A 24,220-nucleotide genomic window follows, 5' to 3' on the forward strand; every position below is an offset into this window, starting at 1 on the left:
AGTTGGTTACTTTTTCGACATCCCCGCGAGTTTAAAATCAAGTCTTTACACAGTAATGACTTAATTTTAAACATCGCATCTAAATCTAAGGAAACTGTCCAAAAACTGAAGTTTTTGGACAGCCCTTCGCTGCCAAAAGTGTACAAGGATGTACACTTTTGGCAAGGCAACGCCGTAGACGGTATGCATATTTTCAAAAGGAAATATTACGCGATAATGCCCATCTCTTTTCCGACTTTTTCGAAGATAGCGATAGCGCGGTCAAGCTGTTCGGTGGTGTGCCCTGCCGTTACCATACAGCGGACACGTCCGGTGCCTTTGGGTACGGTGGGAAATACAATCGGTCCGATGAATAAGCCGTTATCGAACAGCTTTTTGGAGAACTCGAGTGTTTTTGCCTCTTCTCCGATGATGACCGGCGTAATGGGTGTTTCGCTGTGTCCGGTGTTAAAGCCGAGGTGGGAGAGTTTCTCTTTGAAATAGCGGGCGTTTTTCCACAGCCGGTCGGTGTATTCGGTTGATTCCATCAGCATTTTGATAGCTTCGATACAAGCGCCGATAGCGGCGGGCGGGAGTCCGGTGGAGAACAGGAAGGGGCGTCCGCGGTTTTTCAGCCAGTCGATGGTAACCTGCTTACCGGCAACATAGCCGCCGACAACGCCGATTGCTTTGGACAGGGTACCGATTGCAAAGTCTACTCTGCCGTGCAGGTGGAAGTGGTCAACGGAGCCGCGTCCGCTTTCGCCTAATACACCGCTGGCATGGGCGTCATCCACGTAGGTTAAGCATTCGTACTTTTCCGCAAGTGCAACGATTTCCGGCAGCTTGGCAATGTCGCCGTCCATGGAGAACACGCCGTCAGTGATGATGAGGATGTTGCGGTAGTTGGGGCGCTTCTCTTTTAAAACCCGCTCCAAATCCGCCATATCGGAGTGTTTAAACACTGCCTTATCCGCTTTTGAAAGGCGCGAGCCGTCGATGATGGACGCATGGTTTAGTTCATCGGATAGGATGAGGTCTCCCTTATCGGTAACCGCTTGGATAACACCGGCGTTGCAGTTAAAGCCCGACTGGAAGGTGAGTACTGCTTCTTCCCGCTTGAATGTAGCAAGCAGGGTTTCAAGTTCATCGTGAATCTTCATGTTTCCGATGATGGGTCGGACAGCTCCGGCTCCCGCGCCGTAGGTTTCAATCGCTGCGATTGCCGCCTTCTTTAAGCGGGGATGGTTTGCAAAGCCCAGATAGTTATTTGATGAAAGGTTGATAACTTTCTTTCCATTAATAACGCATTCTGCTTCGTTCGGCCCGTCAAGAGTTACCGGTACCTTATACAAGCCTTGATCTTTTAATTCCTGTACTTTTTCTTGTAAAAAAGCCATTTCGTGAATATTGCTCATCGTTTTCTCCTCTTCAATGAAATTTAATACTCATTGCAACGTTTCTTTATTTTTGTGCCGAATGATAGGCAACGCCGAGCCGCTTGCTCAGTTTTTCCAGCATATCGACGGTCATGGTTTCCAGATCGTATTCGGGTTTCCAGTTCCATTCTTGCCGTGCGCAGGTGTCATCGATGGAGTTCGGCCATGAATCGGCGATTGCCTGCCGCATGGGGTCAACCTTGTAGGTCATCTGAAATTTAGGGATGTGCTTTTTAATTTCCGCTGCGATAATTTCCGGTGTAAAGCTCATGGAAGCGATGTTGAAGGCATTGCGGTGGACTAAGTTCGCCTCATCTGTTTCCAGAAGCTGCTGCACTGCTTTGAGGGCATCGGGCATATACATCATGTCCATATAGGTGCCTTCCTTAATAAAGCACTCGTATTTTTTGTTCTTGAGCGCTTCGTAATAAATGTCAACGGCATAGTCGGTAGTGCCGCCGCCCGGAGGAGTTGTATACGAAATAAGACCGGGGAACCGTACGCCGCGGGTATCGACGCCGAAGCGTTTGTGGTAGTAGTCGCAGAGCAGCTCGCCTGAAACCTTTGTTACGCCGTACATCGAGGTCGGCCGCTGGATGGTGTCCTGAGGCGTTTTGTCTTTCGGAGTTCCCGGCCCGAATGCCGCGATGGAGCTGGGAACAAAGAACCGGTACTTATTTTCCCGTGCGATTTCCAGCATATTGTATAATCCGTGGATGTTGATATTGAACGCCATTTGCGGATCGCGCTCTGCAACGGCGGAAAGGAGCGCTGCTAAGTGTATAACGGTATCGACCTTATATTTTTTACATACATCCGCAACCTTTTGCGGCTCCAATACGTTTAATTGCTCAAAAGGCCCGGACTCAAGCACTTCCGGCATGTCTTTTTTTACTACATCACTTGCAATAACATTACTGCCGCCATAGGTCTTGCGCAGGTGCATAACCAGCTCACTGCCGATTTGACCGAGGGCTCCTGTTACCAATATTGTTTTCATATTACCTCCTATAAAAACTTTTGCAGGAAATATCAATTTCCGAAAAAAGTTTTTAGCCGTGCGCAGTACGCGCACACATACAATAATCGAGTTTGCAACGCAAACTTGAGATAAAAAGTACCGGCGCAATTTTAGACGGTACTTTTTATCGTGCCTCCTCAGATAATACACTTTTACCTTCGCACGAAATTTTAAATAAAATTTCGTGCATTTTATTTTAAGGAAGGACAAATGCATCAGACAAATATGTAAAAACTCAGAATAAGAGTTTACCGCATAGAACCGACGCTTTTGAAAAGAGACTTTTCGTTAGCCTTTTGAAAAGGGAGCGGTAGATACAAGAAGATAGGCAAAAAAGCACCGTAGGCGTATTTTTAATACGTTGAGGATACTTTTTTGCCGTACGACACAGTAGATACCCCTCTATTTTCAAAAGAACAGGTTGAACAGCCCCAATTATTTTGCGGGGATATTAGGTAACTGTCTGATGCGGTTGCCCTAATATATTTAGTATATCACCGCTGTTCCGATTTTGCTATAATAAAATAATGAATGACACTATTTTGACGGATGAAGCCAAGGGCTTCATGAAGAAAAAGAATTTCTTGCCGGTTCTTTCCGGACTCTTTATCGGTGTATTGGTGCTGTCGAATATTTTGGCAGTAAAAATGGTGCAGATTGGTCCCTTCGTATTTGACGGCGGTACGCTGCTTTTTCCGTTTTCGTATATCTTCGGCGATGTGCTGACTGAGGTATACGGCTATCGGGATACGCGGAAAGTCATTTGGACAGGCTTTGTCGTCCTTATTTTTATGGCGTTCAATGTCTGGTTGGTGAGTATTCTGCCGGCAGAGGGCGGCTGGAATCTGCAAAGCGATTTTAATAATATTTTGCTGCAAATGCCCCGCATCACTGCAGGCAGTATCTGCGGTTACTTTATCGGCGAGTACAGCAATTCTACCGTTCTTTCTAAAATGAAGATACTTACCGACGGCAAACACCTGTGGATGCGCACCATCGGCTCAACTTTGGTTGGAGAGCTGCTGGACAGTATCATTTTTGTAGCGATTGCCTTTTCGGGAATGTACGCATCTTCCGTTTTAATTGTGATGGCTTTTTCAAATTATCTTTTTAAGACGATGATAGAGGTTGTCTGTACGCCCTTTACCTATTTGGTTGTCAACTTCTTTAAAAAATACGAACAGCTTGATACCTATGACTATGGAGAGCGGTATAGTCCGCTGCCGTAGTCCTTTTGGAAATATACGACGCATCTGCGTTGTCGCTTCATAAAAAACAGTCCTCAACGTACATCAAGTACGCCTGCGGGTGTTTTTTATACGCTCCTAGCATCTGCACCGTCTATTTCCAAAAGGCATTTCAGAACCGCCACGGACGGCGGTGGTTCCTCGCAGTAGCGACGTTTTTGCACAGCAAAAACTCGCCGTCAGCAAATGTACACGGATGTACGTTTGCTGACGATGTATCTACGCCGTCTCTTTGCAAAAGCGCTGGAGGTGTGTGCATCTGAGTTGTCGCTGATACAGTATCGAGTTTTGCCAAGGGCAAAACTCGAAGCTAACAAATAACTCTATATCAGAAAAAACGCTAAAAGACAGGATAAAACGCTCATTTTATGGCGTTTGTAGTACATATTTTTAATCAATTATCTTACACTTTATCTTTCAAAAGAACTGTGTATCTCTAACTATGTTTATACTAAGCTATGGACATATTTTTGTCAGTATCTCCCGCGTGTAAAAGCTCTTCCGCCTTTGAAGGTCGCGCCCTTTGCGTATTTTGCAATGTCCGAACCGCTCCGTCCAAGACCGCTTCCGCCTGATGTACAGAGTGTAACAAGTTTCTTTCCGCTCCAGTTTTGGCTTTCGACAAAGGTATACATGATCTTCGGCACATATCCCCACCAGATAGGATAGCACAAAACAACGGTGTCGTAACCGGATATGTCAATCTTGTTCGCGATTGACGGACGGGATTTCGGATCGTTACACTCGATTGTAGTGAGTGATTTTTTGTCATTCCAGTTCAGATCGGCAGCGGTGTATTTGTGGACAGGATCTATTTCAAAAAGATCCGCCCCCATCGCGCTTGCAGCATTTTTCGTCATTTCTTCCGTCGTACCGGTTGCGCTAAAATACACCAGTGCCGTTTTTGCTGAAAGTCATGCTGCCATACCTGCGCTCATTAAAACTGAAAGAATAAGTTTTTCCATCTCTTGTCTCCTATAAGTAAAAAATCTGAGGAAAATCTCCCTTCGTCAATCTTATCTATATCCTACTTATGAAGTAATCGCGCTTGCACGATTTTGACATCCTTGTTTTTCTTTGCAATATTCAAAACCGCTTCTTCAAGTTTACGTTTTTTCGCCGCTTTTTCCGATGCAAAAAGTTCAAGTTGGCTGTTGTCGCTGCCGACATCTACTCCAATCCCGATAAGCCGGACGGATAGCGCGGTGTCGAAACGGGAAAAAAATAGCCGTTGCGCCCGCTCGTATAAATCCGCAGAATCGTTAATCAAAGAGCCGCTCTGCTGCGCTGATACGGTAGTAAAATCAGCATACCGTATTTTAATATGTACGGTGCGGCTTTGAATGCGCTCATCAAGAATGCGGCACATCAACTCAGCGCTCAGCTGAAATAACACATCGGAAATTTCATCCTTTTCATGCAGATCGGTTTCAAACGTGCGTTCCGTACTGATAGAATGGCTTTTCCGCTCTTCATTAAAAACATGCGCCATATCTCCGCGGACGGCTTGATATAAAAACGTACCGGCGGCATTCCCGATAATCAGTTGTAAAACGGATTCCTGCTGTTTGAGAATTTCGGCAATAGTCGTCAGACCTGCCTCCGCAAGTCTCGCACGAGTTTTGCCGCCGATTCCCCATACATCGCTTAAACGCAGCGACTGCATAAACGCCGCTTCTTTGCCCGCCGGAATAACAAGCAAACCGTCCGGCTTCGATTGCCCCGACGCAATTTTTGCAATGTACTTATTGGAAGCTGCCCCTACGGAAACGCGCAAACCGGTTTGTTCAAAAATGGTAGTTTTCAGCCGCCGGGCAGCTGTTGTAGTATCGCCGAATATTTTTTCCGTACCGCTCATATCAAGAAAAGCTTCATCGATGGAAAGCTGCTGTATATCGGGACTGAAGTTTTTAAAAATATTCATAATCTCTTTCGATTTTTCATAGTAACGCTGCATTCGTGTTTTGATAAATATCCCCTGCGGACACAAGGCTCGTGCACGGGCTATCGGCATCGCAGAATGGACACCGAATTTTCGCGCTTCATACGACGCAGTTGAGACAACACCCCGCTTACCAAGCCCGCCGACAATAACCGGCTTCCCGCGATATGCCGGATTATCGAGCTGCTCTACCGAGGCAAAAAAAGCATCTAAATCAACATGAAAAAATACCGGATTATGAATCATTTTGAGCTAACCTTAACATCGCATAACTATTATATCATAACTTTGATAAAATCCAGCTGCCGGCATTCAGAATATTGAAGAACACCAAGATAGAATGATGCATGGTTTTATGCTATAATGATAGAGATGAAACGAAATAATGCTCCGCAGCAAACGCATTTTATCGGCGTTCTCCTCCCAGAGGATATAACCCTTACTCTGGAAGATTGCCGTCGTTATATGAACGAGGCTTACGGTTGCAAATCCGGACATGGAACTCCAATTCACGTTACACTTGTCCCACCGTTCAGACTGCCGGAAGATTATACAACCGATGATTTAATCAGCGCGATTGAAAAAGAAGTCTTGCCCAAATGCTTAGGTTTTACTGCTCATATTGATAACTTTGATGCGTTTGGAGATAGAACGCTGTTTGCAAATGTCATTACAGATGAAAATTGGACAAAGCTCCGTGATAAAACAGTACAAGCAATTATCAACGCCTGTCCGGGCTGCACTAAAAAAGACAAAAAGCCTTTCCAGCCTCACGCAACTGTTGCAAATCGGGATATTCCTACCGGAGTAATGACCAAGGCGATTCAGGTAATGAACGAGCTGAACCTTGAGGAAGACTTTCCGGTTGATAACATCACGATTTTTGAACGGAAAGGCAACAGGTGGGAAGCGGGGGTTACTTTAGAATTCAGAGTAAACGCATCAGGTCGTTTTTTTTAATCTCCCCGCGGAAAAATTGATACTATTCGACCAGAACTGCCAAGGATGGCAGTACCGTGAAATCTTATTAATCGGCGCTTATGCGAAAGGAGAATGAAAATGACAGCTGAGAAGATTTTTGAAATTCCACAAATGTCTGCGGATTGGATCAGGAATGAACTGAATAAGAAATTCCCACCGGATGAGGCGGAAAAGAAGTATCGGGAGATTATTGAAATCTACGAAAAGTTTGCACATGATGCACCGAGTATCGGAGGCAAAGACAATCCGATGTCGAAAAACTTTTACGGTGCGCTGTCGGCTTTTGCGTATTATGAATGTATGAACCGCAGTATGTCACCCGATGAAATTACGAATATGTGTTATGGTATGATGATCGGCGATAAAAAAGGCGGTCAGCTTTCTCGGTTCAATCTTAACAACAGGCTGGTGCAAGCGCTTTTCCACGGGCTTTTCTCACTCAGGGCAAAGAAGCTGAACAAGCACAAAGAAGACGGCTCATGGAACAATACATGGGGAATGAAAATAAATCCGCTGCATCACAAACAAGGAATCAGTATTCACCTGGTTGGGTGTCCCATCGCCGATTTTGCAAAAAAGAATGGATACGGTGAATTGATGCCGTATTTTTGCGAAACGGACAAGGCGGTGATGGAACATTTCGGCGGCACTCTTTACAGGGAACATACCGTTGCCGAAGGATATGAAGACTGCGACTATTGGATAAAGAACAAAGGAGAATAACCAAACAGCAATCCTATGATACTATTTGTGTCTGCCAAAATCATATCAAGCTTACCTCGCGTAGTTCGCTAACTACGTTCTGATCGAGGTACAGTTTTCCGGCTCATGCAAAAAAAGCTTGTTTGTTTTTAGGCTTTGCGTGACCGGCGAGGTTTTCAGTAAAATTGCATTGCGCAGCCTCAAGCAGTTTGATGAATGCCGAGACAGATGTTTAGGAGCGGGTCCGGTAGCATTTTTACTTGTTTGATAATTGTTTCGTAGGACATTGAGGGGATACTGTGTGTTAATATTGATATATAAACTTTTCCAGTTGTATATCTTTACTTTTCAGGCTTTTGTTTTTTATAAAACTACTCTTTTTTCGCATAACACTGACTTTTCTTAATCGATTCAAGATCGCAGTGGAACTGTTGTACAATTTATTTTAAGTATGCATCAGATTTCTTTTGCACATCACAATCAGTTTTCAGGATTAATTTTCTTATTGGAGTGCTCGCGTACTTTATTTTTACATCCCTAGTTTTTTACATTGCTCGACCCAGCGGATAACCGTACAGATATATACTTTAAACACCGGTGTCGCTTGCCCCACATTATATCCTTCCTTTACGTGCTGATTGCGCCCAGTTTTAAGTCTCTACTATATGCAATATTAGCCAGTATGATTGATTTTTATTGTTATTTCAAACCAATTAGCTATATATCATTAAATAAAGTTAATTGCATTTTATTGGTTTGTTCCTTTTCTGTTTTTTTCTTTTGTCTTGCAGATCTTTCCGTTATCATATCTCCAAGATGTTGCTCGATAACTTCATGAATTTTATCTTGTGAACTATCAACTTCTATTTTATCATCTTTATCATCGCCTTGAATAGGATTTTTGATTTCATCAGTTAAGTTTATCCTATCATGATCTTTTATTCCGTCATCACATTTATTTAAGATATACTCAGGTATGAGCTCATATTCAATTGGATTTATTTGAAATAAATAATCATTTTCTATATGAAATGTTTCATTTATGAATTTTTTAAACACATTATCAATTTCTTTGATCTGCTTATCTTCAAAATTACCATCTTCAGGATTTTCTAAATTTAACAAACGATAACATTGAAGTTTTTCATATCCTACAGAGGTATTATGATAAGCTTCAAGTAATTTAACATTACTCCTAATAATTCCTATTACACTCTTGTATGTAAAATCAGGTATGTAGCATTGAATTTCTTTCTCCCCTTTAGTTATTTCTCCTTCGGTCATTGGGATAAATAATTCGCCTTTGTTTATAATAGGTATATTTCTTTTGTGAAATAGGTTAGACAATAATTGATATCCCATATTTTTTTCATTTTCAAATTCAAATAACCGTCTTAAATATATAAGTGAAGTTAAAATCGATTTAGAAGAAATATTTTTCAAAGCTATTTGCTTATAAGATAGAATATCAGACTTTGTTATATCTTTCTCAAGAATACGTCCATTTTTATTTTCTAAAAAAAATGCTTTTGCGCCTATTTTATCATTAAGATTATAAATTGAATCAATAACTACACTGAAATCATGTGATAGCAAAAGTACTGTTTTATCATGAAAGTTCTTTTTGCCTATAAATAATTTGTTCAGTATTGCAAATTTTTTATTCCCATCAAATGAAGAAATAGGATCATCAAGAATTATTAAATCAGGCTTTTGTTTTATTGCATCATACATGAATAAAATTAACGCAAAAGCATTTCTTTCGCCATAACTCAAAGTCTCTGAACCTGAAGTAATAATTTCATTAAACTCATTATGGTACAATACCAGTCTAGATTCTTCATCTTTTTCTATCATGTCAACTTTATAGTTATAACCGGCGTATTCAAGAAAATCATTTATATCTTTTTTATAGAAATTCACTTTTTTTACTATGAGATTCTTTTGTTTTATTATCTTACCTTTTAAATTTCCAGCTTTCTTGATTAGTTCATCAATAGCAGCATTTATAGAACTTACTGATTCAGCCATTTTCGCAGAATTTAGATTTTTTAAAAGAGGAAGATCAATCTTCAATGAAGATATTGTCGCAACTATATCATCAATATCTTTAAAAGATTGATATCCTATATTTTGCATACTTAATATTTTACTATATAGTGTTTCTATTTCTCCATTTACTGCTATCAAATAATTCTTTTGCTCAGGTGAAATGCCATCAATATTTATCTTTATTTTATTGATTTGTGTTTTTGCATCATCAGACAAGAAGATGGATAGTTTTTCTAATAACTCAATCATTTTCAGTAAATGTTCAATATATTTTGGTTCATATTCTTTTTTTATTTTTTGAATTATTTCCTTTTTAGCTTCTATATTATCAGAAGAACAAAACGGACAACACTTACCAATAGATAAATAATCATTTCCAGTTATATGCCACTGTAACCATTTTACAGTATTTTCACTCTTTAAAAACGGCTCATATACCTCTAATCCCGTAGGTATGTTCTCTAATTTATTACCCTTTGCTAATCCCTTACCCATGGTTCCATTTGCAGCCCATCCAGTTTTTGTAGCTTTAAAATCATCTATAAAATTTTGCAATAGTTTACCAATTTCCTTTATTGTTTCATTCTGTGTAAATAAATTTTTAACTTCATTAACAAGTTCTTCTATTTTCTCTTGATTCTTTATATAGTTTTCGTCTTTTATAAAAATTTCGAAACTGTTTTTAATTAATTCTATTTTCTGAAAAAGAATTGTATTTACGTATTCCTCATTAAATATTAAAACTTTCGACAATTTATCAATACCGCTTATGGAAGGAGTTATATTTTGATTATCCTTATACTTAAATGGTCTTAAAATATCTAAAGTAGCACCTTTGATAGCCAAAGAAATCGCTTTTGCAATGGTAGATTTTCCTGTACCATTTAATGCATATTTTATATTCAAACGATTTTCAGCTATCTCTATTGAAGCTTCATTTATATTATTGCAATGTTTTATATTAATTTGCATATAAGATAACCTCTATAATTATATATAATAACTTTGATACACACAGAAAGTATATCATCCTATTGGTTATTGTATAGGCACAGATTATTTTATCCTCTATAAAATATGCTACCATGTTAAATTAAAATTTTAGTAATCACCTACTCCCCCTCCACAACCTTCACTTCATCAGCCGTCAACCCATACAGCCCATATACAACAGTATTTATCTGCTTATCTAAAATGTCAACCCGCTGCTGCAAGAATTTTTTATCAGAATCGGATATTGCACTGTTCAGTTGTTCCTGTGCATCAAGCATAGATTTTGCAAGCCGTGTAAGCATTTCGATGTGTTCTGTATTCAATTCCGGTAGAGGGAAAGGTTCAAGATATTTTGTTTTAAATCGGAAATAACCGCCACGTAGTGAAGCACCTGTCTTTTGTAGAAAATACCATGTTACCTTTGAGTTCAATATCGCAAGATAAGCATAATATCTATCATCATTGCTATCATTAAGAATTAAGCCATACGAAGTATCGTTGTAGTAATATTTACCTTCTGAATCAAAACACATTGAAGTTCCAAAGCAAATATCGGGTGTCAGTATTTTTTTACTGGACAATATATGCATATTTCTTGCATTCCATAAAGCGTACCATATCGGATACTTCATAGAGGCAGTTCCTCGTTTTGAAAGACGTGCTTTTATTGATTTGAAATATTCATAGCATTTTGGAAAATTCGTTTTCATTTCATTTTCTGTATAGAAAATAGTTTTCCCATTCGCACTATGATAAGGATAAATCATATACTCCTTTTTATTTATAAAGCTATATCTATTAATAGTTTTACCCGTAAGAATAGGCATGCAAACACTTTTCTCGATTTGAATATATGTTTCAGTTATAGAATTATAACCAGTAATATATTGCTCGTCTAATCTACAATCGGAGAGATAAAATGCTTTATTATCACCGCTTACAATTCCTTGAAATATACCATGAAAAATATCCTTAACGGTGAACTTTTGCAATCTCAGTTTATCGATAAGGGCATTATCAACTGAAGATGCTAACTGCCAAGGGGCACTGTCTTTCAAGACATCCAACGGTAAAACATCAAAATGTAATTCTTCAGCTATCTTTTCAGGTTTAGTCTTAATAAACCTAAATGTATCATTATTATGTGAAAGCGCAATAATACAGGTATACACAGAAGCGGCATTAAACACGAGATGCGATTCAAAGTGAACAATGCTCTTTAGAGCACGATTATCATAAATAAATTGTCTTATACCGGTTCCAAAATCACTATTGATAAATTTATGAGGAAGAATAAAAGACTGTATACCATCTTTATTCAACAAATTAAATCCTTTTTCAATGAAAAGAATGTAAAAATCAAATCGCCCCGTTGCTGCCTTATATTCCTTTTCGTAGAATTTTGCTTCCTCTTCATAATTTTCACGAAGTCCCTGCACTCTCAAATACGGCGGATTCCCAATCACGCAATCAAAACCACCGTCTGCAAATATGCCCGGGAACTGAGCATCCCAGTCAAAGGCGTTCACCTTGCGTTGTTCCTCGATGCCGAACAGTGTTAAATCCTTGCCCGTGTAGTAATCCGTTCCGATAAGGCTGTTCCCGCATTTAATATTGTGTGACATATCCGGTAAAATTTTTTTGTGTTTCTGTATTTCGCTCGGTTTGAATAGTGTAGACTGCCCCCCTGGAGAAAGAGCCTTGCCTTCATTTTCCAAAAGCTTCAAAAAGAGCGAAAGCTTTGTTACCTCCACCGCCTGTGCGTCGATATCCACACCGTAGATATTGTTCAGCAAGATGCGTTTTTTCTCTTCGACACTCAGCTTATACTCCTTTGTTGCTGCATCCTTGTAAATAAGCCCCTTCTTCTCCGCCTGCTCCCGCCGCGCTTCCGCATAATACCAATCCAAGTGCCAGTCCAGCAAATACTGATACGCCCCAACAAGAAAACTCCCCGAACCGCATGCAGGATCAACAAAACGCAAACGGCTTACCTCATCAGGTGTTTTGCCTGCAAGCTTTTTACCGATTGTGTTTTCAACAATGTATTTAACGATATAAGGCGGCGTATAATACACACCCCCTGCTTTTTGTACTTCCGGCTTTTCAAGAATTTCTATGCTGTGCCCGTTCTTTGTTTTGCGCGTAAAGCGGATAATCTTTCCCAAAAAGCGTTCATAAATGGAACCGAGTATTTCAACCGGCAGCACGCTGAACTCATACTGACATTCAGGATAATAGAGCGCATTGATAATACTGATAAGCGTTCTATCCGCAACAGCAAGTTCGTCAAGCCATTGGTCGGAAGCAAACAACCCTGCATTGAATTTAGCATTCGCATTTTCAAAAAGCCGCTGTACATTTTTATAAATAGCCGTTTTTTGCTCCGCGATTTTTTTAAGCTGATTACCTTCTTCAATTTCTTTATCTTCACAAATCCGTAAGAAAAGCAGCCGGTCAATAATTTTCTGCACAGCACCTGTCAAATTGAATGCATCGATTCCGTCATTATGCAGCGCAATATCTTCGGCAAGCACCATCCGCCATTTTTCGATCATATTCAAAATATCATCATCGACGGTCGCCGTTCCCCGCTTATCCTTCGTCCCTTCGTAATAGGTATCGAACTTACCAAGATCGACGGCATCCCAACTGATTTTATCATACAGCGATTCAAATTTTTCAGAGAGCTGATCGTAAGTCAGATAGTCAATGCGGGCAGTGGCAGCCGTGTCTTTTTCCGACGGCTTAATTCGCGTATCATAAATCGCCAATTCCTGAAAGTCCGTCAGCACCGCAATCGGCATCTTTGAGGTATAGGCATACCGCCGCACCTGCAGCGCCGGTTCGGGATTTGTTCTAAGGTCAACACTCGGCTGCTTTGCTTCCACATACATCTTCCGCTCGCCGCCGTAACAAAGCGTATAGTCAGGATGCTTCACCTGCCCGTCCATCACTACGCGGTCTTCGGTAATAACCTCTTGCCGGTCATGCCGCGCTCCTTTCTCGTTTTTGACATCCTTATCAATTCGGCAACGAAGAAATTTTCAAATTTCGAGGCTGCTGAATTGTTATGCTTTTACAACGCAGTGAAAAAGCATAATTAATTTTGCGATGTTTTACGTAAGTAAAACTCGACGTTTAACTTCGGATGCGCTATATTAGCAGCCGAAGTTAAACATCCCATTTCAGACATTCAAGCAGCGGATCGATAAACTTATTGCGTACTTCGCTTTCAACAAAATTCTTGGAAAGATAAAACGCCTCATTCGCCTTAAATTGATTTACCAGCTGCGCCACACGTTCCTTGCGTTCCGCCATCGTCATGTCTTTTGCCTTAATAGACATCGTTTACCCATCCTTCGCTTTCGTATTTGAATATGCCACACATTATAACACACTCGGACGAGTTTGTAAAAACGATACAGTAAAACTTGATTAATAAACCTGTTCGGAATCTTCCGTTTCATAAACAGGTTACCTTGAAATGCGATGTTCTAAATCGTACTATTTGTGCGATTTAGAACTCGTCGACCTATTCGAAAACGCAGTTATCGAATAGGTCTAATATACTCAAAAAGAATGAATCTAAAAAAGGATGCCATTAAAATTTCTTTTCTGAAACTTGACAATCTTCCAGCAAACCCCGAGTTTTCCGGATTCTGTTTCCGACGGTTCAAGCGCCCCCGCTCCTCCTTGAAACATCAGTCTAAATATGGCAATATAAAAAGACTGGAGGCTTGTATGAGCACAAATGTTCAGGAATGTATAAAACCGATTTCATACATAAAGACAAATGCCGCTGATATGATGAATTTTGTGAATGACAGAAAAGAACCGCTTATCATTACACAAAATGGGGAATCACGGGCAGTTTTGATTGATGTTGAATCGTATCAGGAAATGAAGAATGCATTTACTTTGGTGAAAATAATGCAACTTTCTGAAAAGGATGTAAAAGCCGGAAAAACTAAACCGGCTTCGGAAGTTTTTGCAAATTTGAGAAGGCAGTACAAGCTTGGAAATTAAAGAAGTTATTGTTTCTCAATTTGCAGAAGATGATTTGAGTGAAATTGTCGAGTATTATTTTTCTTTAAATCCAAATTATGTAGAGAATATCGTTTCAGAATTTGAAACAAATGTATTGTCTTTACAGCAGTATCCGAAGCGAGGAAGAATAGTTCCTGAATTGGATCGGCAGGGCATTTCACAATATAGAGAATTAATTCAAGGGTACTATAGAATTGTGTATGAAATTTCGGAAGACAAAGTAATAGTTCATACAATTATTGATGGTCGAAGAAATTTTGAAGATATAATCATTTCAAAATTGTCTCGTTATTATGGAAACAACAGCTAACCGCCGCTTAACATCCTTATGGTACCGCAGTTTCGTACACGAATCAAAAAAAAGCATAACGGGGACGTTACAATTCAGCTTGCAGGTGAATATTCTATCGGTATGGAACCATTAGCCTTGTTCCAAACGTTCGTCCTTGACAAACTTTTCCGTTTAATATATACCACTGATATATATCAGTGATATAAAATACTAAAAACAGGAAAGGGGGCGGCAATGGAACAAAAAAAATTACAAACAAAAGACTTTATTTCGATAGGAATTTTTTCGCTGATTTATTCGGTTGTCGCTTTTGTTGTCGGCGGCATAGCGCAGATGACGCCGCTCACGTTTCCTTTAATGCCTGCATGTATTGCGCTGTTTACGGGTACCGTCTTTATGCTCTATGTTGCAAAAATTCCGAAGCGCGGCGCATTAACCTGCCTCGGTGTTATCGGCGGCATTTTGCTTTTTATCACCGGTATGTTTTGGATGATGAGCCTTTTTTTTGTGCTGTTCGGTATTGCGGCCGACTGTATTTGCGCGTCGGGGCATTTTCAGTCGTTTAAAAAAAATCTTACCGCATATTGCATAATGGCGCTTGCTCCCTTCGGCGCATACGTTCCCATGGCGCTGCTTCCCGCACAATTTGACGCTTTTATGAAAAAAAAGGGGAACACAGCCGCCTTTGAGCAAATCATTCACACAATCGGTACGAGCGTATGGGTGCTTCCGGCAATGATTGCAATTACACTGCTGTGCGCCATCCTCGGCGGTTTAATCGGCAAACGCATTTTGCGCAAGCATTTTGAAAAAGCGGGTATTGTGTAGTTGTATGAAACTCGATCCGAGAACAAAATTGTTTATTTTGGCGATTACCGGCATAACGGTATTTTTGAACGACAATCTGTTCATTGAATGTTTGTTTGCGGTTTTTCCGTTTGTTTTGCTGTGTACGGCAAAACGGCTGAAAATTGCATTTTCCTACGGACTTTTGTTCAGTGCTCTTGTTGCGCTGCAGTACATGTTGGTGCCGCTTATGTCGGCGACGGTGGGAAGTATTGTCTATGTGTTTTCGGTATACATCAGAAAACTCATTCCCTGCCTTATGCTTGGGAATTTTTTGATTGCAACAACGCAGGTAAGCCGCTTTATGGCGGCTCTGTATAAAATGCATATTCCCAAAGGTTTTGCCGTTGCCTTGAGCATTACGCTCAGATACTTTCCGACGATGAAGGAAGAGTGGACGTTTATAAAAGAAGCGATGGCGCTTCGCGGATTGTCGACGTCTTTTCCGGCCGTACTGCGCCGGCCGATAAAGACGATGGAATACATTTACGTACCGATGTTGGTTTCCGCTTCAAAAATTTCCGATGAAATTACACAAGCTGCTGTCACGAGGGGTATCGATCACGTGCAGCGCAGAACGTGTATCGAAACCGTGCGGTTTTCCGTTTTCGATGTGCTTGTGCTGGCGGTTTACGCCGGTATTGTGCTGTTGTTTTTACGCTCAAATGGGGTACTGCCGGTATGATGGTGGAATTCAATTCGGTTTCATTTTCATATACCGAAAACGGAACGGGCGCCGTGCACGATATTTCGTTTGCAATACCGGAAGGACAATTCGTCCTTGTGTGCGGTGCAAGCGGGTGCGGCAAAACGACAATAACAAGGCTTATAAACGGACTTATACCGCATTTTTTTTCAGGCAATCTTTCGGGAAGCGTCCGCGTTGCCGGCAGGGAAACGTCCGCCACACCCATAGCGGATATATCGGATACGGTCGGATCGGTGTTCCAAAATCCGCGCACGCAGTTTTTTAATGCGGACACCGACAGCGAAATCGTATTCGGTATGGAAAATCGAGGGATGCCCGTAAACGACATTTTGGAACGCTTGGAAGCCGTAACCGCCGAGTTGAATTTGCAGCGCTTGCGCTGTAAAAATATTTTTGAACTGTCCGGCGGCGAAAAACAAAAAATCGCTTTTGCATCTGCGTATGCCGCTTTTCCGAAAGTACTGGTGTTAGACGAGCCGTCATCCAATTTGGATTATCACTCCATATTGGAGTTGGCGCGTCTTTTAAAAAAAGCAAAAAATGGGGGATTGACGGTTATCGTATCCGAGCACCGGCTGTGGTATGTAACGGATATTATCGACAGGGTGCTTTTTATGAAAAACGGCAGGATTGAAAAAGATTTGAGCGCACGCGAATTTAACGATCTTGCAGAGAAGCCGTACAGCGAGTTCGGTTTGCGGACACGCACATGCATTGTACCGGAATCCAGCCAAGAGTGTAATATGCGTTGCGAAATGGCTGGCGGAACGGACGGCTCAACCGTTTTAACAGCGGAAAACCTGTCGGTGCAAATCGGAAAACACACAATCCTTAACGGCGTTTCGTTTGAAGTTCGTGCAGGAGAAATCCTTGCAATTACCGGTAAAAACGGGTCGGGGAAAACGACGCTGGCACGAGTGCTGTGCGGACTTCAAAAATCTTGCGGTACGGTAAGGTTAAACGCTCGCCGTTTGAACAACCGGGAGCGAAAGAATATTTCGTATATGGTTATGCAGGATGTCGGACATCAACTTTTTACCGACAGCGTACAAGCCGAATGCTCGCTCGGAATCAAAGAAGCGAATGCAGCACAAATAGAACATGCACTGCGCGCTATGGGGTTAAATGAATACAAAGACAGACACCCGCTTGCTTTATCAGGCGGACAGCGCCAACGGCTTGCGGTGGCGGTCAGTATGATTTGCGGCAAACAATTACTTGTCTTTGACGAGCCTACCAGCGGTTTGGATTTACACAGTATGCACCAAGTTGCCCGTTTGCTTAAAGAACTTGCACGGCAAAATAAATTAGTAATCGTTATTACCCACGATTATGAACTCATAGAAACAGCCTGCACGCGCGTGATGAATATTGATTATATCAATAAAACCGGACAAGGAGCGAAAATGCAAAAACAAAAATTATTGCTGTACGGCACCCAAATGAAAAGTCTGGTTGATACGCTGTCGAACAAATCGGCGGAGAAAAACGCAGCGCTTGTACTGCGTATGGAAAGCGAATATAAACACCTTTTAAGCGAACAATCTTTTGCAAACGCAATGCTGGCGCGCCACTTAAAAAAATCAATACTGCCTGCCGTCGCCGCATACAAAATGCTCCTTGCAGCCGGAAAAACAAAAGAGCAAGCGTTTGAAGCCGTGCGCGCTTCCGTGCTGTCGGATTCGGAAAAACAAAAAAGAGCGTTTCAAAAAATCGGTACACTGCCGTTCGGGTTTTCGCTTATGCGTCTTATGACTCCCCTATCGTTAAAAACGACTTTCGGTCCGAGCGGCTGGGATTTTACATGGAAACAAAACGACCGCCGCGCGCTCAAATGGGATTGCAGTCGCTGCTTTTATGCCGATATTTTTACGCAGCACAAAGTAAGCGAACTGACCGCGATTTTTTGCGAAAGCGACGATGTCGTATACGGAAGCATTCCGACAATACGCTGGGCGCGCACGCGCACTATCGGCAACGGCGATGATATTTGCGATTTTGTTTTTTACAATAAACGTACCAAAAATGCACACATCGAAAACAAACGCGGCAAAGACAAGGGCAAAAAGGCGGGAAATCATGTATAAAACGTTACGGTCGCTTAGTGATGTTTTCCGCCGTTTATGTCGTGCAGCAGTATTTTTTCTTTGCCTCTGTGCCGCCGCGCAAGATGTACAACCGGTAAAAAGCGGATACGAAAGCATCGTCGACGGCGTAGCTGCATCCTATGTTGGAAAGAGCGTTCCGGGAGCATGCATTATTATCGCCGAACACGGTACTGCCGTTTTTTCAAAATGCTACGGATACGCAAACCTCGACACACAACAGCGCATACGGCCCGATACCGATTTTTTTGAGTGGGGTTCCATTACCAAAACGCTCGTATGGGTAAGCGCACTGCAACTTGAAGAAAAAGGCTTGCTTGACCTTAACGCGGACATACGGCGCTATCTTCCCGAGAACTTTTTGCGCAACATACGATACGATGCGTCCATTACCATACTCGACTTAATGAACCATACGGCAGGTTTTGAAGAATATTTAATCGATTTTCGTTATTTGAACGAACAGCCGGTAAAGCCGCTCGCCGACATATTGTCCGCACATCAGCCGGCGCAAGTGTTTGAGCCGGGAAGCGTGTCGGCGTACTCAAACTGGGGCGCGGCACTTGCGGGTTTTATCGTAGAACGGGTAAGCGGTCAAAGTTTTGACGAGTACGTTTCCGAACACATCTTTGCGCCGCTCGGCATACAAGACGCAGAGTTAAAACCGCAGTGGAGCGCCGAAACGCTCAAAAGAAAAATAAACGGGTACTCGTATTCGAAAAAAGGATTTCGCAAAGAAGATTTTATGCGCTTGCGGCTGTACCCCGCAGGTTCATTAAACGGAACGCCGAACGCGCTCATAAAATACGCATCCGAATTGGCAAAAAAAAGCGGCGAGCCTTCGCTTTTATTTTCGGATCCTGCGACGAAGGACAAGCTGTTCGGCGAAACATACCGTTCTTTCGGAGCCGCTTCGGGGCTTGCGCACGGCTTTTGGGAGCATGCGGCAGACAACGGCATATTCGGGCACGAGGGCGGAACTTACGGTTTTCAAACCCAGCTGTGGGTTCAGCCGGAGCGGGAGCGCGCAATCCTCATTGCAACGAATGTTATGGAATCCGATTTTTGCCGCAGTCTTATGAATGAACTTATTCAAAGCGATCGGACGCAAGCCGGCAAGGAAACGAGCGCAAATACAAATGGAAATGCCGGCACAAATGCCGCTGCCGGTACCGATACGGCGGACTTTGCACAGTTTTCGGGCGAATATTTTCCGGCGCGTTCCATATGGACTCACGCGGGAAAACTGAACGGTTATATGCAAATGATTTCCATACAACAAAATACGGACGGTATTGTACTGAAAAAAAGAAGCGACGGTAAAAGCCTCGCGTATCGGTCAATCGGAAACAACCGCTTTTATTGCAAAGAAGCGCTGCCGGAAGAACAATACGTTGCTTTTAAAACCGAAAACGGAGATGTCCTTTCCATGAGTTTTTTTCTTGCGCACGATTATGTTCCGGCAAAAGGAATGTATACCACCGGTTTTTTGCTGTCGTGTGTAACAACTTTTGTACTAGCCTTTGTATTTTGGCTTGGATCCGGTATAGCCCTTGCAGTGTCGGGCATTCGCTCGCTGCGCCAGACGATTAAAGCCGCACCTACTATACGTGCCGACTTCGACCGGCTGCCAAAAGTTCTATGCACCGCATGCGGCTTAATTGCGGATGTGAGCATAATTGCGGGAATGCGCAATTGGTTTGCAATTTATACGATAGATTCGGTTCAGATGAATCTCATAGTTGCGATAAATGCCGCATGCGCACTGTGCACAGTGTGCAGCTGTGTGTACTTGCTTTATAAAAAACGTTTCGCTGCGGCAGTGATGTTTTCCGCCGTCTGTGCGGTACAGCTGTACTCGTCGGTTTGTTTGGGCTTTTTTCATGCCGTGTAATTTTTATATATAAGGGGTATGTATGAGTGAGGTAAGGGAAGAATTATTAAACAAAAATCCGTGGAGTTTAATGATTAAGTTAAGTCTTCCGGCAATTTTGGGACAGTTTGTAGTCGGCTTATATGCCTTTGTCGATTCGATTTATGTCGGGCAAATGGTGGGAACGGATGCGATGAGCGCGGTTTCTGCAGCGTCTCCCTTTGTGCTGATTAACAACGGCATTGCGGTGTTGCTCGGTATCGGATCGGGTTCCATACTGTCGCGTGCAATCGGCGCAAAGGATTGGCAAACGGTTGATAAAATTATGGGTAACTTAAGCGTTTTAGTACTTTTAATGTCCGCCTGTGTTATGGTAGCCGGCATTCCGCTTGCCCCCGTATTTTTGCGTTTGTCCGGAGCGCAAGGTACCGTCCTCGATATGGGCGTTTCGTATTTACGTACGGTGTATATCGGTTCCGTGTTTGTTAATTTTATGCAAGGCGCCAATATGGTGCTGCGCGCCGAAGGACGTATGGGAATTGCTATGGGCATTATGGCAGGCGGTGCCATTTTGAATATCATACTCGATCCGGTTTTTATCATCTTGCTGCCCGGATTCGGACCGCAAGCGGTTGCAATCGCTACGGTTGTGTCGCAACTGCTGCAAGCCGCCGTTACCCTGTGGTACTTTTTGCGCAAAAGTCCGGTCGTTAAATTTCACGCCCTCCGCCTTGAAAAAAAGCTCACCGGAGAAACCTTTGCCGTCGGTGTAAGCGCCATGCTCATGCAAGTGATGATGCTCATTCAAATGACGGTCGTGTACAATACGGCGGTTAAATACGGCGGCGCCGATCAAATCGCTTTAATGGGAGCCGCTTTGCGCGTTATGCAGCTTGCCTTTGTGCCCGTGTGGGGCATGAGTCAAGGTTTGCAGCCTGCCGTCGGAACGAACTACGGGGCAAAAAATTATGACCGCGTAAAAAAACTGACAAACGTTTTTATCGCAGGCTCTACGTGTTTGTCGCTTGTATTTTGGCTCGTTATAGAATGTTTTGCGCGCGGGATTTTGTCGGCATTTATTACACAAGCGGACATCGTTGCTAAAGGAATAACGAACTTCCGTCTTATGTTCGCCGTTTTTCCCACCTACGGTCTTCTTATTATGACACTCACGTATTTGCAATCGTTGGGAAAAGCAAAGCAGGCGGGCTTACTTGTCGTGTTCAGACAGCTTGCACTTATCGTTCCCTTGGTACTTTTAGTTCCCGTATTGCTGGGCGGAAACGTCGTCGGCGTGTGGGTGGCGCTCCCCTTAAACGACATCGTCATTTTGGTATTTTCGCTCGTTTTGCTTATAAAGGAATACAAAGTACTGGAAAGGATTTGATCCGGAATGGAGCAATTTTACCAAATTCTTTGCACAGAACTTTGCAGCATTCGGATTAAAAAAACTCATCAGCACCAGCTACGCCGTCGAAAGTAAAACGTATAAGCACTATCAGCCGAGCTTATTCGAGACGGAGAGCCCGTCTCCCATTAGAAAATCAAACAAATTAATCGTAACAATTCCTTTTTCATCGGTTGAAGAATTCAAATTATTTTTGGTTATTACAAATTTCTTAAACGAATCGTCAATATTATAAAGAGATTTTTTTTCCTGCATTTCTTTTTCACTTGAGTCCATATTCAACACCGACTGAATGTAAAATTTTTGACTTCCTGAACTTGCAACAAAATCAACTTCAAGCTGTTTTTGTGCGTAAATATTTTTTCCATTTACATCACGTTTTTCTGTCTTCTCGTTTACATGCACCTCTCCAACATCGACTAAAAATCCACGGTAGCGAAGTTCATTGTACAAAATATTTTCCATAATATGACTTTCTTCAATCTGGCGGAAGTTAAGACGAGCATTACGAACGCCAATGTCTTCAAAATAAATTTTGAATGGCGAAGATATGTACTTTTTCCCCTTGATGTTAAATTTTTTTATCTTCGAAATTAAAAATGCGTCTTCAAAATAATCAATAAAGGTCGTAATTGTACAGTCGGTAATATCTTTTTTTGTGAGTGTCTTAAAAGTGTTTGCAAGTTTTAAGGAATTTACAGGAGAGCCAATCATAGAAGCAATTATATCAAAAGTTTCAGCAAGCGCTGACTGCTTTCTGATTCTATTGTGTTCGATGATGTCTTTTAAGTAGGTTTCTTCGCAAAGATTTTTTAGATACGAAAAACGCTCCTCATCAGTCTTCATCAATGCCACAAGAGGAATTCCGCCTGTTACAATATATGATTTCCACGCTTCTTCGGGCTTTAATTTTAAACCTTCGCAATATTCAGAAAAGCTTAAGGGCAAAATATGAACTTCACTTCCACGTCCTTTAAATTCCGTAACAATATCAGAGGAAAGAAATTTCGAATTTGAACCGGTTACATACACATCAAAATTGGAATGTCTCAAGAGGCTGTTTAAAGTTCCTACAAAATTTTCAAGCAGCTGCACTTCATCAAGAAGAAGATAAAAATTTGCTTCATCGCTTGTTTTATCTTTTATGAAAGCTCTAAACTTTTTTGCGTTTACAAGATACGTTCCATTTTTCTGCAAAATACGTGACGATTCTTCCGGAAAATATGAATCGAGGAAATCAAGATATTCATCCGAATCAAAGGCAAATTTTATAATCTGATTTTCTCGTATTCCTTTATCTCTAAGATACGAATAAAAAATCTCGTTCAGTAAATAGGATTTTCCGGCACGGCGGCTTCCTGTGATGATTTTTATAAGCCCATTTTTCTCTCTTGCTTTGAGACGATCTAGATACACATTCCGCTTAAAAGCCATTTTTCTTATTCCTATTACGACTTTTTCAAAGTCTATGGATAATTTCTAATAGAAATATACCCATTATTTTGTTTTTTTGCAAGCTCCTTAATTTTTTGGTAATAGATGAGGATGCCCCCCTTCCCTCTAAAAACTAAACTCTTTCAAAAAGAATTCGGGATTTACCGCTTCCATATTTAAACGTATCTCCCAGTGCAGATGCGGACCTGTTGCAAGTCCCGTTGCACCTGAAAGGCCAAGCTTTTCCCCTTGTTTGACATATTGACCTTCTTGCACGTTCAGCGAATCCATGTGGTAATAGAGGCTATAAAGCCCCGGCAAATGTTCTATCACCACACTCCAGCCGGTAGAAATACGGTTTTCCGCCAGCACAACCTTTCCCTCGGCACAGGAATGAACGGGAGTTCCTGTCGACACTCCATAATCTATTCCGTAATGCAGCGAAGTGCTTGTCTTTTTGTCAGTGTACTCAAAGACACGGCGATCCCCAAAACCGGACGTTATACGTTTTGAATCTACCGGAATCGTAAACGGCTTCAGGGTGTACACATCCTGAGGTGTAATCGTTGCAAGAATCGCATTAAGTTTTTCAATTTGTGCACGGCGCTCCGGACTCGCATCTTTTCTAATCCCCGTATTTCTTGCATCAAGCACAATACGCTCGGAAACAAATTGTTTTTTCTGAATACTGAAGGGTAGCATTATTTCTTTTTTCTGTGCATTCTCAGTTGAAATAATCACTTTAAGTGAATACGTCTCCTCACCGGAAAGCCATGTCGAAAGCGGAATACCCGCAAGCATATCCGCCGTTTTCGCACTGCGATTTTGGGGATTTGTAAAGAAGAACTGCGCGGAAGCAGCCTGCTCTTTTCCCTTAAAGAGCTGCAAAACAGCAGCAGGATTTTTCAAAGTTTCCTTGCGCACAGCACCGGTAAACTTCAGCGAAAGCCGTACAAATACTGCGTCTCCCGGCTGAGCCGTTTCATTATAGGTTACGGAGCCGCTATACGTTTGTTCCTGAAAATGTATCATCTCAACCGCAAATACCTGTGCAGCAGCGTACAAAATAATACAAACGAAGCAAATAATAAAACGCAAAAAAAATCTTCTATTCATGTTTATGTTCCTATTCACTTTCTGATGGTAT

General features: G+C 41.8%; 19 protein-coding genes. 10 read left to right on the plus strand and 9 right to left on the minus strand.

Annotated elements, in window-relative coordinates; genetic code table 11:
- Nucleotides 1-206 precede the first annotated feature (206 nt).
- Nucleotides 207-1,397: a glycine C-acetyltransferase gene (locus tag HGH47_RS04550; protein ID WP_212565889.1), complete on the minus strand. Its 1,191-nt coding sequence runs from the start codon at nucleotides 1,395-1,397 to the stop codon at nucleotides 207-209.
- A 46-nt stretch (nucleotides 1,398-1,443) separates the two neighbouring features.
- A complete protein-coding gene (locus HGH47_RS04555) occupies nucleotides 1,444-2,418 on the minus strand; it encodes an L-threonine 3-dehydrogenase (protein ID WP_212565888.1) in 975 nt (324 codons plus the stop codon).
- Nucleotides 2,419-2,966: 548 nt separating this feature from the next.
- On the opposite strand from HGH47_RS04555, the gene HGH47_RS04560 reads away from it, so the two are divergent.
- The gene (locus HGH47_RS04560) at nucleotides 2,967-3,668 is read left to right on the plus strand and encodes a queuosine precursor transporter (protein ID WP_212565887.1); all 702 of its coding nucleotides are present in this window, start codon (nucleotides 2,967-2,969) and stop codon (nucleotides 3,666-3,668) included.
- Nucleotides 3,669-4,159: 491 nt separating this feature from the next.
- On the opposite strand, the gene HGH47_RS04565 is transcribed toward HGH47_RS04560, so the two are convergent.
- Together HGH47_RS04565 and dinB are read right to left on the minus strand one after the other, a co-directional pair.
- Complete coding sequence (locus HGH47_RS04565) at nucleotides 4,160-4,579, minus strand: flavodoxin (protein ID WP_414162756.1); 420 nt, start codon at nucleotides 4,577-4,579, stop codon at nucleotides 4,160-4,162.
- Between the two features lie 134 nt (nucleotides 4,580-4,713).
- Nucleotides 4,714-5,874 carry a DNA polymerase IV gene (gene dinB, locus HGH47_RS04570; protein ID WP_212565886.1) on the minus strand — a complete coding sequence of 387 codons (1,161 nt, stop codon included), beginning with the start codon at nucleotides 5,872-5,874 and terminating at the stop codon, nucleotides 4,714-4,716.
- Nucleotides 5,875-6,000: 126 nt separating this feature from the next.
- Between dinB and HGH47_RS04575 the strand changes: the two genes are divergently transcribed.
- Both HGH47_RS04575 and HGH47_RS04580 read left to right on the plus strand, forming a co-directional pair.
- Nucleotides 6,001-6,588: a 2'-5' RNA ligase family protein gene (locus HGH47_RS04575; protein WP_432910657.1), complete on the plus strand. Its 588-nt coding sequence runs from the start codon at nucleotides 6,001-6,003 to the stop codon at nucleotides 6,586-6,588.
- 99 nt (nucleotides 6,589-6,687) lie between these two features.
- Complete coding sequence (locus HGH47_RS04580) at nucleotides 6,688-7,332, plus strand: L-2-amino-thiazoline-4-carboxylic acid hydrolase (protein ID WP_212565884.1); 645 nt, start codon at nucleotides 6,688-6,690, stop codon at nucleotides 7,330-7,332.
- A gap of 696 nt (nucleotides 7,333-8,028) precedes the next feature.
- Here HGH47_RS04580 and HGH47_RS04585 read toward each other — a convergent pair.
- The 3 genes from HGH47_RS04585 to HGH47_RS04595 form a co-directional block, all read right to left on the minus strand.
- Complete coding sequence (locus HGH47_RS04585) at nucleotides 8,029-10,335, minus strand: AAA family ATPase (protein WP_432910660.1); 2,307 nt, start codon at nucleotides 10,333-10,335, stop codon at nucleotides 8,029-8,031.
- Nucleotides 10,336-10,475: 140 nt separating this feature from the next.
- On the minus strand, nucleotides 10,476-13,310 hold the full coding sequence (locus HGH47_RS04590) for an Eco57I restriction-modification methylase domain-containing protein (protein ID WP_212565881.1): 2,835 nt from the start codon (nucleotides 13,308-13,310) through the stop codon (nucleotides 10,476-10,478).
- A gap of 220 nt (nucleotides 13,311-13,530) precedes the next feature.
- Complete coding sequence (locus tag HGH47_RS04595; protein WP_212565880.1) at nucleotides 13,531-13,704, minus strand: hypothetical protein; 174 nt, start codon at nucleotides 13,702-13,704, stop codon at nucleotides 13,531-13,533.
- A 396-nt stretch (nucleotides 13,705-14,100) separates the two neighbouring features.
- Between HGH47_RS04595 and HGH47_RS04600 the strand changes: the two genes are divergently transcribed.
- The 7 genes from HGH47_RS04600 (at nucleotide 14,101) to HGH47_RS04630 (ending at nucleotide 21,618) form a co-directional block, all read left to right on the plus strand.
- The gene (locus tag HGH47_RS04600; protein WP_212565879.1) at nucleotides 14,101-14,385 is read left to right on the plus strand and encodes a type II toxin-antitoxin system Phd/YefM family antitoxin; all 285 of its coding nucleotides are present in this window, start codon (nucleotides 14,101-14,103) and stop codon (nucleotides 14,383-14,385) included.
- The gene (locus tag HGH47_RS04605) at nucleotides 14,375-14,716 is read left to right on the plus strand and encodes a type II toxin-antitoxin system RelE/ParE family toxin (RefSeq protein ID WP_212565878.1); all 342 of its coding nucleotides are present in this window, start codon (nucleotides 14,375-14,377) and stop codon (nucleotides 14,714-14,716) included. The genes HGH47_RS04600 and HGH47_RS04605 overlap by 11 nt, the downstream gene beginning before the upstream one ends.
- Nucleotides 14,717-14,932: 216 nt before the next feature.
- Complete coding sequence (locus HGH47_RS04610; RefSeq protein ID WP_253824127.1) at nucleotides 14,933-15,526, plus strand: MptD family putative ECF transporter S component; 594 nt, start codon at nucleotides 14,933-14,935, stop codon at nucleotides 15,524-15,526.
- A 4-nt stretch (nucleotides 15,527-15,530) separates the two neighbouring features.
- Nucleotides 15,531-16,229, plus strand: coding sequence for an energy-coupling factor transporter transmembrane component T (locus HGH47_RS04615; protein WP_432910667.1), 699 nt, complete (start codon nucleotides 15,531-15,533; stop codon nucleotides 16,227-16,229).
- Entirely contained in the window at nucleotides 16,226-18,340 is a 2,115-nt protein-coding gene (locus HGH47_RS04620) for an ATP-binding cassette domain-containing protein (protein ID WP_212565876.1), read from the plus strand. The genes HGH47_RS04615 and HGH47_RS04620 overlap by 4 nt, the downstream gene beginning before the upstream one ends.
- On the plus strand, nucleotides 18,333-20,252 hold the full coding sequence (locus HGH47_RS04625; protein ID WP_432910671.1) for a serine hydrolase domain-containing protein: 1,920 nt from the start codon (nucleotides 18,333-18,335) through the stop codon (nucleotides 20,250-20,252). The genes HGH47_RS04620 and HGH47_RS04625 overlap by 8 nt, the downstream gene beginning before the upstream one ends.
- Nucleotides 20,253-20,274: 22 nt before the next feature.
- Nucleotides 20,275-21,618 carry an MATE family efflux transporter gene (locus HGH47_RS04630; protein WP_432910673.1) on the plus strand — a complete coding sequence of 448 codons (1,344 nt, stop codon included), beginning with the start codon at nucleotides 20,275-20,277 and terminating at the stop codon, nucleotides 21,616-21,618.
- Between the two features lie 111 nt (nucleotides 21,619-21,729).
- Here the strand turns inward: HGH47_RS04630 and HGH47_RS04635 are convergent, their stop codons facing one another.
- Nucleotides 21,730-23,073, minus strand: coding sequence for an ATP-binding protein (locus HGH47_RS04635; RefSeq protein ID WP_432910676.1), 1,344 nt, complete (start codon nucleotides 23,071-23,073; stop codon nucleotides 21,730-21,732).
- A 126-nt stretch (nucleotides 23,074-23,199) separates the two neighbouring features.
- Nucleotides 23,200-24,189, minus strand: a complete 990-nt coding sequence (locus HGH47_RS04640) for a M23 family metallopeptidase (RefSeq protein WP_432910679.1) — start codon at nucleotides 24,187-24,189, stop codon at nucleotides 23,200-23,202.
- Nucleotides 24,190-24,220: the final 31 nt, after the last annotated feature.

It is taken from the genome of Treponema sp. OMZ 805 (assembly GCF_050937395.1).
Lineage (GTDB): Bacteria > Spirochaetota > Spirochaetia > Treponematales > Treponemataceae > Treponema.